Genomic DNA, 16,959 nt, shown 5'->3' with positions numbered 1-16,959 from the left:
GCCACAGGCTCACCCGCCTCAAAGGCGACCACACCTACCCCACATACCGCCCGCGCAGCCGCAAAAACGGCTGCTCGATGGTGACAAACGACAGCCACGCCACCACCAGACACAGTGGCAGCGCCAACGCAAAATGCAGCAGCGCATTGGCCGCCACGCTGCCAAAAGGCATCCAGCCGCCTACCACGCTGTGCAGCACGAACAGCACCATCCCATGCCATAAATACAGCGAATAGCTCCAAGCGCCACCGCGCTCCATCCAGCGCGCCAGCCACTGCGGCCAGCCTATGCCCGCGCCCAGATAGGTCAAGATCACGCCAGACCACAGCAGCGCCTCGGCAGTGCCCCAAAACACCCAAAACAACTGGCGCGGCTCAGGCAAGAAGGAGCTGGCAAAGCGTGCCTGCACCGTGGTGGCCAGCCACAGCGCCGCCAGCGCCGCCACCAACAGCCAGCGCCCATGGCGCCGCAGCAAGCCTGCGTGCTGCTGCCACAGCAGCGCCGCCAACATGCCCCACAAAAACTGGTCAAAGCGTCCGATCAGCGTCGAATAAAACATGTGCTTCGTCCCCGACACTCCCCAGGCCGCCAGCTTGACCAGCGCCATCAGCGCAAGCAGGCGCAGCAAATACACCGCCCCCTCAGAGCGCACAAAGCGCGCCAGAAACGGAAACACCAGGTAAAACGTGAACTCCACCGAAATCGTCCAGGCCGCGCCAGTCACAAAATGCCCCGACGTAGGTGCGATCCCCAGGTTGGAGAAAAACAAATACAGCACATCTGTCGGCTTGAACACATCGCGCTGTAGCGAAATGGCAACAAAAAAGAAGAACAAAAACAGCGGAAAAATCCGCAAAAACCGATTGCGCATGAACGCCCCATAGGCGATGTGCTCGGCCTGCAGAGCAATGGTCATGAACAAAAAGCCCGACAGCACAAAAAACAGCGACACCCCCGTGTGCCCCTCCGTCACCAACCCCAACGCTGCCGCATATGGCGCCGGCTGCCATTGACCAAAATACAGATGAAAGGTATGGAACACCAGTACCAGCAGCGCCGCCAGCAGGCGCAAATGATCCAGGGCAGGGATATGGGCCAGATTGGGGCTTTTCATGGGGTGGTCTGGGTAACTTGTGCCGCAGCACGAACAAAATCGAGGTGCGCTCGCCAATCGCCCGGCGCCACACCGGCCAGCTGCAAGGCACCGGTTTGCAGCGCATACACGACCTTTTCGCGCAGGCGCAGATACACGCTGCCGCGCTCGCCACTGTCCAGCCAGGCCGCAGGCGCACACCCCCACACCCGCTCGTACAGGCGCAGCGCGCGCCACAAATGAAAATCGTCTGACACCAGCCACACGTGCCGCAGCCCGTGGCGTGCAGCCAACGCCCCACCCAGCACCACATTGGCCAGCGTGCTACGCGCCAGCGGCTCTTGCAGCACATGCGCTGGCGCTACCCCGCGTGCCACCAAGTAATCTGCCATGGCAGCAGCCTCCGTTGGGGCGATGGTGCCAGTGCGCACCCCTGTGCCAGAACCGCCCGCGCCGCTGAGCACAATGCACGGGGGCACCTGCCCGCGTGCGCTACAGGCCAGGTAATAGTGCAAGGCGGTACGGCTGCGTGGCCGGTGCAACGGGTTTTCTCCGCCCAACACCAACAATGCCTGCGCAGTCTCAGTGGCTGGCAACAGCGCACTCCGGTGGCAAGCCAGGCGCCAGTCCCCGCGCAATGGACTCCCAGCCGTACACCTGCTCGGCCAAGCTGCGGGCTGCCGTGCGCAGCACAGGGTGCGGCGCGGGCACTTGCGGCTCCAGCGCCTGTAACGCCGTGGCAAAGCCGGGCAACGGCACCTCGATGTAATGCGTATCCGCCACAAAAGCCAGGCCACGAGCGCCCACAGGCGTACTCACAATCAACAGCCCGTGGCCCGCGTAATCGAGCATCTTGAGATTGGTGCCTGAACCACTCTCCATCGGGTTCAGGCCCACGTCGGCAGCGCGCAGCAAGGCTGTCAAAGCGCCCTCGGGCACCACGCCCAGGCTCAGCAGATTGGCGGGCAGGCGCTGTCCGTCCAGGTGGCGGCAGACGCTGCCCACCAGCGCAAACGTCCACTGCGGACACGCCTGTGCCAAGGCCGCAACGGCATCGGCGGCAGGCAGGTTGGGGCCGTGCAGGCTGGCCACAAACACCGCCAGCGGCCGTGTGCCCAAGCCCAGTTGGGCTTTCAGCGCCGCGCGGCGTGTGCTCTCCAGCCAGGCATCGGCGGGCAATTGCGTGCCGTTGGGGGCCATTTCAATCTGGTCTGTGGCACGGCCATACAGCTGCGCCATGCGCGCGCGATCAGGTTCACTCACCGCCCACACGCGCGCCGCGCGCCGCACCAGTTGTCCCTCGGCGGCGGCCACCTGTTGCACGGCACGCTGCGCTGCACCTGGCATGCGCAAATCAAGGGGCGCCATGGGCGTATCGGTGTCTTGCGGCGTGGGCAAGGGCGTGCCCAGCACCATGGCCTTCATGTCGGCCTCGACGTTAAAGGCGTCGTACCACACCGGCCCCTGCCAGTGCGCCAGCACCATAGGCGCCAGGTACATGTGCGCGGACACCACCACATCGGCCTGTGCCGCCAGCGCCACAAACGCCTCGCGGTACTCGGTCAGCTCGTGGTGGTAAAGCAGTGCGGCAATGTCAGTGACCGGGCACTGCAAAGCCTGCGTCAATTGCGACTCACGCTGCTCGAAGCGGCGCGAAGGCGGCACGCACACCTGGCGGTAGTGCGGCCCAAACGGGTACTCTTGTGCGCTACTGCCCGGCGCACCCAAGTTCAGCAACGTCACATCAGCCCACTGCGCCACCCCCCGGTACAAATAAAACAAACGCTTCTTGCCACCATTGTCGGGCGGGTACACGCCAAAGGTATTGACCACCAACAGACGAGGCCTGGCGCCGGGGCTGCGCACCGCAGCACCCGGCTGGCCCGGCACTGCGGCGCTGGCAGGGCGGGCGCGCACCAGCCCCTGTTCAGCAGCGGCCAGCAAACCACTGGCGGTGCGCTCCCAGGTGACGCTGGCGGCAGTTCGCTGGGCCGCTTCGCCCATAACCCGCAAGCGCGCCGGGTCGGCCAGCAGGGCATCCAGCGCATCGGCCAGCGCCGCCTCTTGCGGTGGCACGATGCGACCATTTACACCGTCCTGCACAAACTCCGTCACACCGCCCGCATCAGCCACCGTCAACACTGGCTTGCCTGCTGCCATGGCCTCCAGGGTGATCAGCCCCATATCCTCATCCAACGGCACAAACGGCACCAGCGCAGCGCGGCTGTAGTGCTCTACCAGCTCATCGTCACTCAGGCGCCCGACAAAGCGGATGCGCGCATCGCCTTCGGCCAGCGCACGCAGCTCAGCGGCGTGTGGCCCATCGCCCGCAATGCACAACGGCACCGTGGCGCGGCTGCGCCGATAGGCCCGCACCAGCAAATCAATACGCTTGGGCCGATCCAGCCTGCTGGCCGTAAAAACAAACTCCGCAGGCCCCGGATGCAAGCCCTCCAAATTGGAAGGATGCGGCAGCACCTGCACCGCCGCCCCCGCCGGAAAATAATCCTTGCGCCGCGCCACCACCCCTGAAATAGCGAAATAACGCTGAACAGCCCCCGGCGCCAAACCAATCGCATCGAGCTTGTGTACCAGCGCCCGCAGCAGCGGGCCGGGCAGTGCCGTGAGCGCACGCAACGCCTCGGGGTCGATGCTGGCGTCTTGCTGCAAGGCCCGCACACGGGCAAAAATTTCAGGCAGAAGCGCGCGCTCACCACCGGGCGCCTCCAGCAGCCGCCACAGCGCCAGCGCTGCCCCCGGCAAACGCTGCGGCTTGTCGGGCAAACTTTGGGGATAGGTGTCGTACAAACCGCGCAGCGTGTGCTGCAAATACACCACATGGTTGGGGTGCTGCACCATCCAGGCCGGGTACTTGGTGGAGATGACGGCGTCAAAGTGGCTCAAATCGAGCAGGCTCCAGCGCTCATAGCTGGCGGCAATCGACCAAAAATCGTGCTCGGGCGATGGCAGCTTGATCAGCTCCATGGCGTGTCCGGTGTGGCGGTTGACGTAGCCACTCAAGCCCCACCACAGTTTTTCAGCACCACCCACCACAAAGGGCACTCCGCTGGGTGCAATCAGTGCAATTTTCATAGCTGCTCGCGCTTGTACGGCAAGGGCTGGATGCCAATTTGGTCTGAAATATCCAACTGTGCCTGCAACACCGCCAGCTGGCCTTGCAGCACATACACCGCCGCATCGTGGCGCGTGGCCAAGTACCAGGCCAGACCCAGCGGACTGCGCTGGGCACGCCGCGCCAGCCAGCGCTCGGTGCGACGCAATACACCGCGCGCCAGCCAATCGGCACGCAGGCCGCGCGCCGCACGCAACCCTCCCAGCAACAACAGCGCCAGCAGCCGCACCAGCACCTGACCCTGCGGGTATTGCTGCCGCGCCTCGGGCGACAGGGCCAACCCAGCCAGCAACTCGGTGCGCGGCACATGCTGGCCCAGGCGCTGGGCAAAGTGCGCGGCGCCGCCATCGTCGGGCGCACGCCCCAGCAGGCGCTGGTAGGCCAGGATGGCAAAAGCGCCATCATCCACCAGCCAATACGGCGCCAAGCCACCGGCGCGCGCCACCACCCCCCAGGGCAGCACGGGTGCGGCCGCACCCGGCGCGCCGGGCACAGCCCAGGGGCGGGCACGCACCGGCGTAGCCAGCGCCGCATCGGTGTGGTTGGTCGCCGCAGTGCGCAGGCGCGCCAACAGCCCGTCCAAATCCAGGGTGTGTTCTTGCATGGAAAGAAAAAGAAAAAAGTGTGAAAACCCCGCCCGCCCTCTTTTGATAGCAGCCCATGCTGGCCCACTGCGGGCTGGGCGCCGTTTTGGCTGAAAAACGCGGGCCGCCAGTGTACCCAAGGCACCCCGCTGCCGCATGAACTGGTAGCCAACGGTAAAACCGTGGCAAACACCCAACAATGGAGCCAGCGTGCGGGGCGTCAGGCAGGCCGTTTATGGTATCTTTGCTGCCGCACTCCTCAATCTGTGGGGGGCAGACCCTATTTTTACCGGAGAAAATCCATGGCAGCATCAGCTTACTTTGACACCGTTCAAAAACTCTACATCGCGTTTTACCAGCGCCCCGCCGACTCTGCAGGCCTGACGTACTGGGCAGAGCAAATTGATGCTGCCAACGGCAACATTGAGGCCGCCATCCAAGCCTTCAGCACCCAAGAAGAAGCCTTGGAGCTGTACGGCGAAATCAATGAAGACACTATCGGCGACGTGATCGATCAAATCTACTTCGCTGCCTTTGGCCGCTACGCCGAGCAAGAGGAACTCGACTACTGGGTGCCAGATTTCATCGCCGGCAACACCACCCCCAGCAACATCGTGCTGGCCGTGCTGCTGGGCGCGCAAGGCACCGATGCAGCCTCTGTCAACAACAAGCTGGAAGTGGCCAACCTGTTCACCAGCCTGACCGATGGCCGCGACCCAACCGACCCCGCCTTTGGCACTGAACCCTTCGCCGCCACCTACGACGGCTACGACGACGTTGCAGCCGCCCGCGACCTGCTGGCTGGCGTGACCGACGACCCAGACACCATCCTGAGCCCTGAAGACGTCACCACCGCCATCGTGGACACCATTGCCGATGAAGGCGATGCCATCATCCCCGTGGAACCCCCCCCCACCTTCAGCCTGACTGCCGACGCAGACAGCGTTGACGAAGGCGACACCGTCACCTTCACTGTGGAAGGCGGCAAAGCCAACTTCACCTACAACTACGAACTGACCGGCGTGGACGCTACTGACGTCAAAGGCGGTGTGCTGACCGGCTCCGTCACCACCGACGCCGACGGCAACGGCACTTTCGAAGTGACCCTGGCCGCTGACCGCGCCACCGACGGCGCCGACACCCTGACGGCCACCCTGCCCAACACCGGCCTGTCGGCCAGCGTGACGGTCAACGACACCAGCCTGGACAACATCGCCCCCGTGGCCGTGGATGCCACCGCCAACGCCATCGAAGAAGGCGCCGTGGTCACTGGCCAGCTGGAAGCCACCGATGCCGACGACGATGCGCTGACCTTCACGCTCGACGCACCTTTGCAAGGCCTGACGCTGAACGCCGACGGCAGCTACAGCTTCGACCCGACCCAGAACGACATCGTCAAGGCGTTGACCACTGCAGGCGGCTCCACAGATCTGGTGGCTACCTACACCGTGACCGATGCTCTGGGCGCCACCGACACCGGCACCCTGACCATCACCGCCGCGCCCGCACCGCTGAGCTTCAAGCTCGAAGCCGGCGCAACCACCGTGAACGAAGATGGCTCCATCACCTTCACCGTGACCGCCAACGAAGCCGTTGCAGCAGCCACCGACGTCGTCTTCACCCTGGTGCCGGGCAACAGCACGGCAGTGGACCAAGGCACAGCCACCACCAACCTGAACGACTTTGGCCAAGGCGCGTTCAACCCAGTGACCGTGACGATTCCTGCCAACGGCACGAAGGCCACCTTCACCATCACCCCACCGAACGACGACATCACCGAATTGGCCGAGTCCTTCTCGGTGCAAGCCGTGGTGGGTGGCCAAACCCTGACCGCAACGGCAACGCTGCTGGACGGTTCCACGGGCGCTGGCAAGACTTACATGCTCACTAAGGGTCTGGACAACGTTCCTGGCACCGCTGGCAACGACACCATCATTGGTTCGATCAACGCTGCTACTGGCGGTAATGCCGAATTGAACACGCTGAGCGCTCTGGACATCATCAACGGCGGTGCTGGTGTCGATACACTGAAGATCGCTGATGCTGATGGTGGTACTACTGCTATCAAGCTGGGCAATGTCAGCAACGTCGAAATCATCGAAGTTCAAGGTGCCAAGAACGTCAACATCGACACTTCCACTACTTCTGGCGTAACTAACCTGAAGGTCACCGGTGCTGTTAAGGATGGCACCACTGTGGTTGATGCTGTGGCTTCGGCAACTACTGATGTGGAAGTTGCAGTTAAGGCATCTGCTGGCACTGTGAAGGTTGACGGTGGTAAGAACGTTACCGTCAAGCTCGCCGATGTGGCTGTTGTCGGCGACGCAGTCACCATTGGTGCGGGCACTGCTGGTGCCGCCAAGGGCGACGTCGTGGTCGAAATGACCGGTAAGGCTGCTACGGCCGCTGTAACTGCTCAGGGCGCAGTCAATGTCACTGGTGGCAAGACCATCTCCGTGACGCAAAAGGCCGTTGGCGATGCCGCCGCTGTGGCAACCAGCACCACTGGCTTCGCCGTGACACAAGGCGCTGTAAACGTGATCGGCAATGCTGATACCACCACTGTGACTGTCAAGCAAGACGCTTCTGTTCTTGAAGTAGCTGGTGCAGCGGCTAAAGCTGCTACGACTGCAACGCAGGATGTCACTTTCTCTGCGTTGACCAAAGGTCAAACTGCACAAGTTACGTTCAGCACAGGCAACTCGCTGACGTTCACTGCTAACAAGGCTCTGACTGCCGCTGAAGTCGCTTCTGCTTTTGCTAACTTGGCAGCTAGTGCCAAGCAAGGCGCTGCTGCTGCTTCTTTGGGCGTTTACTCCAACGTCGGTGCAGGCTCGGTCGATGGCTGGACCTCTGGTGCGGTCACTACTGTCAGCCCAACAGCTGCTAAGGTGACATTCACCACTTCTAATGCCGCTGGCGCTACGCTGACCGTAGGCGGCACAGGCGTGACGACAGTTGCCAAAGTTGGTACTGCTGCAGCTGCAACACCTGCTAAGGCTGGCGTGCTGGGCGTTATCAACGGCAAGGTCACTGTTGATGCCAAGGATGTGGTAAAGACTATCTCCGTCGACGGTTACGCTGATGCTACTGGAGCTTCTAACGTAACCAATGGCACTAAGCTGGAAACGCTGAATCTGACCAACAGCGGTTTGGACTTCGCATTTGGTAAGGTGAGCGCTGTTGCAGGTTTCACAGTGGACAAGTCTGCAGACACGTTGGCGCTGAATCTGGAAAAAGTCGGTTTCTCCAAGTACTACGACAATGAAGTTAGCCCTGTGCCAACAACTGTTGATGCAGCCGTGACTCTGACTGCCGCTGCAAAGACGCTGAACGTGAAGTCCACAGGCAACAACTTTGTGGATTTGACAGCCAACGCTACTGAAACGCTGAATGTCAGCGGCAATGGTGTGCTGAAGGCTGATTTGTTGGGCACTCCCACACTGAAGGCCGTGAAGGTTACCGAAACTGCTGGCCTGACTTTGTCTGGCGGTGATTCGTCCATCACCAGCGTGGACACCACTGGCACAACCGGCGCCGTGACCGTTTCCATCAAGGGCGCACAAGCTTCTTACGCTGGTGGCGCTGGTGTGGACAAGGTGACCGTGACCGACAATGCAGTTATTACCAAGTCCATCAACTTGGGCGCTGGCGATGACGTGCTGGATCTGAAAGCGATCAACGCTACCAACCTGAACGCCATTGCTTCAACCAATGTGCTGCAAGGCGGTGCAGGTACCAATACCCTGGTGCTGGCTGCTGCTGATGCTGCAACCGTTACTGGTGGTACTGTTTTCGAAACTCGCATCAGTGGTTTCCAGAAGCTGGAATTGGCGGCCGCTACCGCTGCTCAAACCGTGAATCTGGACAACCTGAATGACATTAACTATGTCATCTCGAATGGTGGGATTACGGCAGGTACCAAGGCTGTTTACACCCTTGACCTGAGCACTTTGGTGCTGGGCGCAAGCGGCGGTGCCTTGACTATTGGTGGTGTGACTGTTGCTACTAATCCCGCTGCCGCTACGACTGCTGGTGATCTGACACTGGTGCCCGCTACCGTCACTATTGGTGGTGTTGTATACAACATCAACAAGACTACAAACACTGCTGTTACGCTGACTGCACAAACCTCTGTTGCTGCAATTACAGGCACTGTCACTACTGCAGTGACTGGCACAGGCAGTACGCTGACTGGTGCTGGTGCAATTACTGCAACGACTCCTGGTACTGCAGATGTGGCTAACGTCTTGACTTTGGACAAGATGCTGGCTAACGCTACGGTGGAGTTGAAGGCCGCTGGCGAAGTGGAAGTCAAGCTCAAGGATGCAACTGGCACTGCTGACGTTGTCAATGTGGTGGCCAATTCGACCGCAGCTGACTTGGGCAAGTTCAAGGCCAGCAAGGTTGAGACCATCAATGTTGAAGCCAAGGATGCTGATACCACTACTTCGGTGAACGCCACCACCAGCGTTGTGACACAAAAGGTGTCGACCAATGCGTTGGAACTGAACGTGGATGCAGCCAAGACCATCAACCTGACCGGTGCTGGTAACTTGACCGTGACGCTGACGACGGACTCCAAGGAAGTGACGCTGATTGACGGTAGCACTGCAACTGGCAAGCTGACTGTGACCACTGTGGCTGGCGACACCGCTGCGACCACTGTGAAGGGTGGCGCTGCTGACGACACATTGACAGCGCAAGGTGCTAACGATGTGCTGTTGGGCGGTGCTGGTAAGGACACGCTGAAGGTGGTTGGTGTTGCAGCCAGCGCTGTGACACTGACAGGTGGTGACGGCGTTGATACCTTCGACGTCAGCCTCTTTAAGGCTGCCAGCGCTGGTTCTGCAGTGACGATCACTGATTTCACCAAGGGTGAAGTGATCAAGTTCGCTACTGGCACGACTGCCAACTTCGTCAGCTCCAAGGTGTCTCTGATTGGCGAAGCCACATTCGACAACTACGTGACGGAAGCCGCCAAGGTTGCTGACCAAGGTGACACTGGTACCGCTATCTCGAACGGTATCTCTTGGTTCCAGTATGGTGGCAATACCTTCATCGTCCAAGACGTGAACGGCAATGCTGCTTTTGACAACAATAACGACATCATCGTGAAGTTGACTGGCTTGGTAGATTTGTCGGCATCGTCTTTCAATGCAGACAATCAAGGCACCCTGCTGTTCATCTAATCTCCCCTGGAGAAAAGCACCCGCCCCCGGGTAGGTGCTTGAGGTGAAAGCCATTGAAACCCCACTGCTCACAAGGCAGTGGGGTTTTTTAACGTCTGAACTCCAGGCATTCCCAATCCATCCGCCATGCCCACTCTCAAAATCGACAACCTCGACTACCAATATAAAGGACACCCACGTTAATTGGTGCCTATAAATTTCAAGCCAAATCAGCCTCCAGCCCTTGAGCAGCGGGCGCTACAAGCTATCAAATCAAAAGCAAGCTCCAGCCCGCATTCAAAAACAACCCACGTTGATTTTGAGGAATCATGGGACACCCACTTTGCAGGTAAAAAGGGTGGGTAGCCCTTGGCCAGAACACGCTCGATGAACTTGACCCCCGAACCCATCACCGACTTCCCGGCGCTCCAAGCGCTGCGCGCCGACTGGCAGGCGCTGTCTGCCCGCATCCCGGAGAACACCGACTTCTTCGCCACCTGGGACACCACCTGGACCTACCTGAACCTCCACCGCCCGGCCAACTGGCAGGTAGTGGCGATTCGCGACCAGGACAGCGGCGCACTGCTGGCGGTGTTTGCGCTGCAGGTCTTCCAGATTGCCCACAACGGCCAGATCTTTCGCACTTGCCAGCCGCTCGGGGTGGGCTATCTGCCCTATATCGAGTTTCCCGTCGACAGCGCCGTGCGCCGGGATGTGCTGCAGGTGCTGCTCAATACGGTGCTGCAACAGCAGCTCCATATCGATGTGGCAATCTTCTGGCCGCTGCACCAGGCCTCGCCGCTCTACCTCACACTGCTCGAAGACCTGGGCCGCACCGAGGTACTGAAGACCCTGCGCTTTGCGGGCAACCTGCATGAGATCGAGACTCGGGGCCGGGATCTGGCCGCGTACCGGCAGAGCTGCTCCATCAAGAGTTTCAAGGATGCCGCCTACAAAGCGCGGAAACTGGGGCGGCAGGGCGAACTGCGCTTCACGCTCAGCGAGCCTGGCGCCAACCTGCGCCCATTGATAGCAACCCTGTGCCAGCAGAACCTGCAGAAGTTTGGCGACAAGCACGCCTGCCGGCATTTACCACAGTGGTCGGCCTACCTGCCTCAACTGGGCGAGACACTCTCGACCAGCGGCCTGGCCCAGCTGTCCACCCTGCGCCTGGACGGGGAAGTCGTGGCCGCCGTGCTGAGCTTCGTGCACAAGCAGCGGCGCTCGCTGTATCTGATCGACTACGACCCGAAGTTCGTCAGCTATTCCCCATCCAAAATCATCTTGGCCAAGCTGGTTGAGCAGACCTTTGCCGAGGGTGGCATTTTCTGCTTCGGCGCTGGCAGCGCGCCCTATAAACGCGACTGGGGCCCGTCGGTGGGCGAACTCAAGGCCGCCATCGTCTTCTTCAACCCCAGCGCCCGGGCCGCGCTGGAAGACCAATTGACGCTGAGCGGGTTGAACTCGTTGGGTGGTGTGCAATGAGTGGCGCTACGGCCTCTTTGGTGCGAGCAGATGGCGTGTGCAATATCCAGAACTTCGCCTTTGCGTCGGGCCAAGTTATCTCCGAGCTGCGCCTGCACTATTCGACCCTGGGCACCCCTCAGTACGATGCCGCAGGACACCTGTGCAATGCCGTTCTTTTGCTGCATTCGTCCACGGGCAACCGCCTGCACTGGCTCTCTGGCCTGTTGGGCGGCGGGCTGTTCGGGCCAGGCCAGCCGCTCGATGTCGAGCGTTTTTTCATCGTCGTTCCAGACTTGATCGGCCACGGCGAATCGAGCAAACCCAGCGATGGTTTGCGGACAAGCTTTCCCCGCTACCGTTGCCGGGACATGGTCAATGCGCTGCATCTGCTGGTGACACAGGGCCTGAAGATTCGAGCTCTGCACCTGCTGATGGGCACATCCCTGGGGGCGATGCTGGCGTGGGAGTGGGCGCATCGCTACCCCGATGCCGCGCAACGCATCGTGCCCATTGGCGCCTATCCGCTGCCCCTGGGCGGGCGCAACTGGATGGTGCGGCGGATGATCATCGAGGCCATACGCAACGACCCCGCCTGGGCCCATGGCCACTACGACACACCGCCCAGCGCTTACCGCTACACCGCGCCCTTGCTGTTGTTGATGGCACACGGCGTGCAGCACCTGCAAAACTTGGCCCCCAACCAGGCGGCAGCGGATAAATACTACGAGCAGCTCGTGCGCACCGTCGCGCAGCATGACGCCAACGATTTGCTCTACGTCATCGAGTCCACGCTCGACTACGACCCGTCGGCCCACTTGCAACAAATGACGGCCCAGATGCTGGCCATCAACTTCGAGGGCGATGAAATCTGCCGGCCTGACCTGGACGTGTTTGAAGCAGCTGTCGCGCAGATACCGCGTGCCCGCTCTGTACTGATTGCGCAGGACGAGCAATCCTGCGGGCACCTCACCTATTACCAGCTCGATACCTGGAAAGCGCATCTTGCGGCGTTTCTGGCGCCCGTATCTGTTGACACCATCCCGGCCTGAAGCACGGGGAGGCTGTCCGGCGACTGTCACGCGTAAAATCGGGGTCAGATTCCAATTAAATGCCAAATCGGCCTCCAGCCCTTACGGGACGGGCGCAAGCAGCTATCAAAAAAGGAGAGATATAAAGGACACCCACTTTAGTTGCCAAATCCATAGCACTGCCTACACTCAGCCCTCATGACCAGCCCCCGCTCATCCCTGATCTCGCTGGTCAAATAATTTGAGACATATGCCGACAATTTTGAGAGTGGATGGATTTCGGTTCTATTTCTATAGCCACGAGCCAAACGAACCGCCCCATGTGCATATTGACAAGGATGTAGCCACCGCCAAAGTGTGGTTGCATGACGCGACTGTCGCGCGCAGCATGGGCTTTTCTGCCCAAGATTTAGGCAAAATTCAACGGATGGTGAAAAGTCACCAATCTTCTTTGAAGGAGGCATGGAATGCATTCTTTGGCACCTGAAACGGACGTGCGCGCAATGAACGTCGTCTTGGACGATGCGCGCTTGGTGGTCGATTTGATGGACGGGCGCACGATTGCCGTGCCGCTGGCTTGGTACCCCCGTTTGGCCAATGCCACGCCCCAGCAACGCAGCCATTGGGAGCTGGCCGGTGGCGGCTACGGCATCCATTGGCCTGATATTGACGAAGATTTGAGTACCGAAGGGCTACTGCGCGGCGCCCGTGCGCCTCAGGCGGGCTTGCGGTCATGACCCGCCTGAACCGCCCCGGGTTTAGAGGAGGCTGGTTGGTTTAAGTGGACACCTCTCTGTCGAAATGTTGCTGTTGGCAAGCTGGCCATTTCTCTGGGGCCGTGTACCTTTACACAAAGGTCGCAGCAGATACCCCAAACCGCTCACTGAGTGCGCGCACTTGGCGAATATTGAGTTCGCGCTTGCCGGTCAGGATTTCTGAAACCACTCCCTGGCTACCAATCTCAGAAAGGTCGCCTTGCTTGAGGCCGTGCTGTTCCATCAGAAACTTGAGCGCTTGCACCCCCGTGACCTCGGGCAGTACGTGATGCTCAGCTTCATAATCCTCGATCAGGTCGCCCACGATATCAACCAGTCCCATGGCTGGATGGTTTTCGTCGCCTTGGGTTTCGTCAAGCAATGCCTCAAGTATCTCAGTCATTCGTGAGTAGTGCGCTTCATCCCGGATCGGGGCGATATCAGTGGCCGCACGAAATGCTTCCCAGACCGGGAGCAGATGCTTCACGTTGATAGGGGCGTTCATGATTTCCAGGCTCCTTTGTCGTAATCCCGGTGGTTGAGCACAGCTTTGATGTAGACGATCTGTTTCTCGAACCGGGCGTAAGCGATCAGGCGGTACTTGTTTCCACCGATATCGAACACCACCAATTCACCGACTTTGTCTACCGCATTGAAGGTTGCTTTGAGTTCTGCCCAATTCGCAAACCTGTTCTTTTCAATCACCCGTCGCCATCCCTGTAAAGGGACTTCGGCTTGAGGATGATCGGCAGCGAAGGCCCGCAGGGCACTGTTGCTGATGATTTTCATAGCGGGCATTTTATCTCATATTGAGATATAAAGAGTGGGCGCAGCAGTGCTGGGGCCAAGCCATCTATGAAAATTCTTTTTATCCACCAAAACTTTCCTGGCCAGTTCAAGCACCTGGCCCCGGCCTTGGTGCGCCAGGGCCACACCGTAGTGGCCATGACCATGCAAAAGGTGCAAACCAGCCAGTGGCAGGGTGTCCAGCTCGTGCCCTATGGCGTCCACCGTGGCTCCACGCCCAACATCCACCCGTGGGTGAGCGACTTTGAAACCAAGACCATTCGGGGCGAGGCCTGCTTTCGCGCTGCCTTGCAGCTCAAGGCGCAGGGTTTTGTGCCCGACGCCATCGTTGCCCACCCCGGCTGGGGCGAGAGCCTGTTTCTCAAAGAGGTCTGGCCCCAGGCCAGGCTGGGCATCTACTGCGAGTTTTTCTACCACCCGCACGGGGCCGACGTGGGTTTTGATCCGGAATTTCCGGCCAAGGATGCGGGCGACGCCTGTCGCCTGCACCTGAAAAACACCAACAACCTGCTGCACTTTGGCGTGGCCGACGCGGGCATCAGCCCCACCCACTGGCAGGCCAGCACCTTTCCTGAGCCTTTTCGCCGCCAGATCACCGTGGTGCACGATGGTATCGACACGGCAGCCGTGGCGCCCAACCCTGGTGTCAGCCTCACGCTCAGCGGCAGCCTGGCGCTCACCCGCCATGACGAGGTCATCACCTTCGTCAACCGCAACCTAGAGCCCTACCGGGGCTACCACATCTTCATGCGGGCGCTGCCCGAAATTCTGAAGCGCCGCCCCCACGCCCGGGTGCTCATCGTCGGTGGTGACGATGTGAGCTACGGCGCCCGGCCCACGCTGGAAGAGCACGGCGGCCAGAAGTGGAAAGACATTTTTGCGGCTGAAGTACGCCCGCAGATCAGCGATGCGGATTGGCAGAGGGTGCACTTCTTGGGCAACATTGCCTACCAGCACTTCATCCCACTGTTGCAACTGAGCATGGTGCATGTGTACCTGACCTACCCGTTTGTGCTTTCGTGGAGCCTTCTCGAAGCCATGAGCGCTGGCTGCGCCATCGTGGCCAGCGACACCCAGCCGCTGCACGAAGCCATACGGCACGACGATACCGGGCGGCTGGTGAACTTCTTTGACGTGGCGGGCCTGACGAACGAAATCTGCACACTGCTCAATGACCCGGCGGCAAGGCAGCGGCTGGGCCAGAACGCGCGGGCGTTTGCCCAGGCCAACTACGACCTCCAGACCGTGTGCCTGCCCAAGCAGTTGGAGTGGGTGCAGCAACTGGCTGCCGTGTCTTGACATCCTCCCCGCCCTAAAGGACGGGGATTCCTTCTGCAAGACGGCGATGTCCCGCCGCGAGAATGTTCCGTGCTGCATTCACATCGCGCTCGTGTACCGCTCCGCAATCGCTGCAAGTCCACTCTCTTATTCGCAAACCTGCTCTACCTTTCGGACTGCTGGCGGGAATGCCCCCGCAGCACGAACAAGTCTGGGTGGTGTAGCTCTCGTTCACTACCTCAAAGACGATACCGGCCTGCTGGCTCTTGTATTCCAACATCGTCTTCAGCGTTGACCAGCCCGCATCCAGCGTGCTTTTTGCCATTTTGGTTTTGACCAGCTGGCTACTTGCCACGTCGCCCACGAAGATGGCAGCGTTGTTCTGCACCAGGGCTGTGCTGAACTTGTGCAGCATGTCCTTGCGTTGGTTGGCAATTTTTGTGTGGATGGCGCGGGCGCGTTGTTTCTTCTTCGCCCGCTGGGCGATACCCAACTGGCATTCAAGCTTGCGATAAAAGCGCCCCTCGATGCGTTCGCCCGTGGAGGCGACTGCCGCTTCTTTCAGGCCCAGGTCAATGCCGACGCTGGCCGTACCCGCCGTGGCCTTTGGCTGCACCTTGACCACCACATTCAAGTACCAGCGCCCGCGTGCGTCCTGGCTGAAGCTGCCCGCGCGCAATTCGTAGTCGGCCAGACCGTAGCTGTCCCAGAGGTTGAATTTCTGACCGGCAAAGGCGATTTGCCCTGCCTTGTATTGCAAGGCCCGCGTCTTGAACGGAATCCAGCCCAGGCTGTATTTGCTCGATTGCGGGTTGCTCACACGCCAGCGCAGTTTGGCTTTTTTGAATTGCTTGCGCGCCTTGGCGTAGTCCTCGCACACCTGCTGCACGGTGGGCGAGCCGATGTGTATGCCCTCGCATTTGCTGAAGCCGTTGGTCAGCTTTTGCAAATCGTAGCCCGAGAGCCACTGGTGCCGTTCCCGAATGGCGCGGTGGCTGGTCTCGTTGCAGAAATTCCAGACCTGGTTGACCTCACGCGCCATCGCGGCAAGCACTTTGGCGTGCTTGTCTTTGATGCGCAGGCGCAGGGTTTTTGTGCAATCCATGGCATGGATTATCATTGGTCTATGAAACTAATGCAAGAGAAACTATGGCCCGTCCACGCAAGTTAGACAGCGATCTGCGCCACGGACGACACTGCGTATTTGTCCTTCATGTGCATTTGGTGTTCGTAACCAAGTATCGGCGCAACGTGTTCAAAAAAGAGCACCTGGAGGCCATGCAATTGATCCTGGCAAACGTGTGCGAGGATTTTGATGCCAAGCTGGTGGAGTTCAACGGCGAGCATGACCATGTGCATCTGCTGATCAACTATCCGCCCAAGGTGGCGCTGTCGAATCTTGTCGCTTCGCTCAAGGGCGTGTCGGCACGGATGCTGCGCAAGCAGTTTGGCGACTTTCATCCATGGCTCAAACGCCGGGGTGTTCTTTGGTCGCCTTCCTACTTTGCCTCCAGTTGCGGCGGCGCTCCAATTGACATTCTTCGGCAGTACATCGAGGAACAACAAACACCCCATTAGGACGCCTGCGGCGTCCGCGCTCTCAACCCCGGGCTAAACCCCGAGGCTTCCCGCGCCATGGGTGA

14 protein-coding genes are annotated in these 16,959 nt (G+C 60.1%); 7 read left to right on the top strand and 7 right to left on the bottom strand.

Annotation, left to right across the window (positions count from 1 at the left end):
- Positions 1-34: 34 nt before the first annotated feature.
- The 4 genes from PHX69_RS04010 to PHX69_RS03995 are packed head-to-tail and all read right to left on the bottom strand — an operon-like array spanning position 35 to position 4,830.
- A complete protein-coding gene (locus PHX69_RS04010) occupies positions 35-1,114 on the bottom strand; it encodes an acyltransferase family protein (RefSeq protein WP_288042469.1) in 1,080 nt (359 codons plus the stop codon).
- Complete coding sequence (locus PHX69_RS04005; RefSeq protein ID WP_288042483.1) at positions 1,111-1,656, bottom strand: YdcF family protein; 546 nt, start codon at positions 1,654-1,656, stop codon at positions 1,111-1,113. Before PHX69_RS04005 ends, PHX69_RS04010 begins: the two co-directional genes overlap by 4 nt.
- 19 nt (positions 1,657-1,675) lie before the next feature.
- Positions 1,676-4,186: a glycosyltransferase family 4 protein gene (locus tag PHX69_RS04000; protein WP_288042468.1), complete on the bottom strand. Its 2,511-nt coding sequence runs from the start codon at positions 4,184-4,186 to the stop codon at positions 1,676-1,678.
- Complete coding sequence (locus PHX69_RS03995) at positions 4,183-4,830, bottom strand: DUF4214 domain-containing protein (RefSeq protein WP_288042467.1); 648 nt, start codon at positions 4,828-4,830, stop codon at positions 4,183-4,185. Before PHX69_RS03995 ends, PHX69_RS04000 begins: the two co-directional genes overlap by 4 nt.
- A 282-nt stretch (positions 4,831-5,112) precedes the next feature.
- Here PHX69_RS03995 and PHX69_RS03990 point away from each other — a divergent pair, with 282 nt between their 5' ends.
- The 5 genes from PHX69_RS03990 to PHX69_RS03970 all read left to right on the top strand — a co-directional run bounded on the left by PHX69_RS03990 (position 5,113) and on the right by PHX69_RS03970 (position 13,213).
- The gene (locus PHX69_RS03990) at positions 5,113-10,002 is read left to right on the top strand and encodes a cadherin-like domain-containing protein (protein WP_288042466.1); all 4,890 of its coding nucleotides are present in this window, start codon (positions 5,113-5,115) and stop codon (positions 10,000-10,002) included.
- A 366-nt stretch (positions 10,003-10,368) separates the two neighbouring features.
- The gene (locus PHX69_RS03985) at positions 10,369-11,466 is read left to right on the top strand and encodes a GNAT family N-acetyltransferase (RefSeq protein ID WP_288042464.1); all 1,098 of its coding nucleotides are present in this window, start codon (positions 10,369-10,371) and stop codon (positions 11,464-11,466) included.
- Positions 11,463-12,497 (top strand): alpha/beta fold hydrolase, encoded by a 1,035-nt coding sequence (locus PHX69_RS03980; RefSeq protein WP_288042462.1) that lies wholly within the window; start codon positions 11,463-11,465, stop codon positions 12,495-12,497. The genes PHX69_RS03985 and PHX69_RS03980 overlap by 4 nt, the downstream gene beginning before the upstream one ends.
- Before the next feature lie 229 nt (positions 12,498-12,726).
- The gene (locus PHX69_RS03975; protein ID WP_288042461.1) at positions 12,727-12,963 is read left to right on the top strand and encodes a DUF4160 domain-containing protein; all 237 of its coding nucleotides are present in this window, start codon (positions 12,727-12,729) and stop codon (positions 12,961-12,963) included.
- Positions 12,964-12,979: 16 nt separating this feature from the next.
- A complete protein-coding gene (locus PHX69_RS03970) occupies positions 12,980-13,213 on the top strand; it encodes a DUF2442 domain-containing protein (protein WP_288042459.1) in 234 nt (77 codons plus the stop codon).
- A gap of 109 nt (positions 13,214-13,322) precedes the next feature.
- On the opposite strand, the gene PHX69_RS03965 is transcribed toward PHX69_RS03970, so the two are convergent.
- Together PHX69_RS03965 and PHX69_RS03960 are read right to left on the bottom strand one after the other, a co-directional pair.
- On the bottom strand, positions 13,323-13,736 hold the full coding sequence (locus PHX69_RS03965; protein ID WP_288042458.1) for a helix-turn-helix domain-containing protein: 414 nt from the start codon (positions 13,734-13,736) through the stop codon (positions 13,323-13,325).
- A complete protein-coding gene (locus tag PHX69_RS03960) occupies positions 13,733-14,020 on the bottom strand; it encodes a type II toxin-antitoxin system HigB family toxin (RefSeq protein WP_288042457.1) in 288 nt (95 codons plus the stop codon). Before PHX69_RS03960 ends, PHX69_RS03965 begins: the two co-directional genes overlap by 4 nt.
- Before the next feature lie 66 nt (positions 14,021-14,086).
- Between PHX69_RS03960 and PHX69_RS03955 the strand changes: the two genes are divergently transcribed.
- A complete protein-coding gene (locus tag PHX69_RS03955) occupies positions 14,087-15,337 on the top strand; it encodes a glycosyltransferase family 4 protein (RefSeq protein WP_288042456.1) in 1,251 nt (416 codons plus the stop codon).
- A gap of 13 nt (positions 15,338-15,350) precedes the next feature.
- Here the strand turns inward: PHX69_RS03955 and PHX69_RS03950 are convergent, their stop codons facing one another.
- Positions 15,351-16,421, bottom strand: coding sequence for an RNA-guided endonuclease InsQ/TnpB family protein (locus PHX69_RS03950; RefSeq protein WP_288042455.1), 1,071 nt, complete (start codon positions 16,419-16,421; stop codon positions 15,351-15,353).
- Between the two features lie 44 nt (positions 16,422-16,465).
- On the opposite strand from PHX69_RS03950, the gene tnpA reads away from it, so the two are divergent.
- Positions 16,466-16,894, top strand: a complete 429-nt coding sequence (gene tnpA, locus PHX69_RS03945; RefSeq protein WP_288042454.1) for an IS200/IS605 family transposase — start codon at positions 16,466-16,468, stop codon at positions 16,892-16,894.
- Positions 16,895-16,959: the final 65 nt, after the last annotated feature.

The organism is Simplicispira sp. (assembly GCF_028687295.1).
Classification (GTDB): domain Bacteria; phylum Pseudomonadota; class Gammaproteobacteria; order Burkholderiales; family Burkholderiaceae_C; genus Simplicispira; species Simplicispira metamorpha.
The sequence above is the reverse complement of the archived record's forward strand: the minus strand, read 5'-3'. Positions and strand labels throughout refer to the sequence as shown.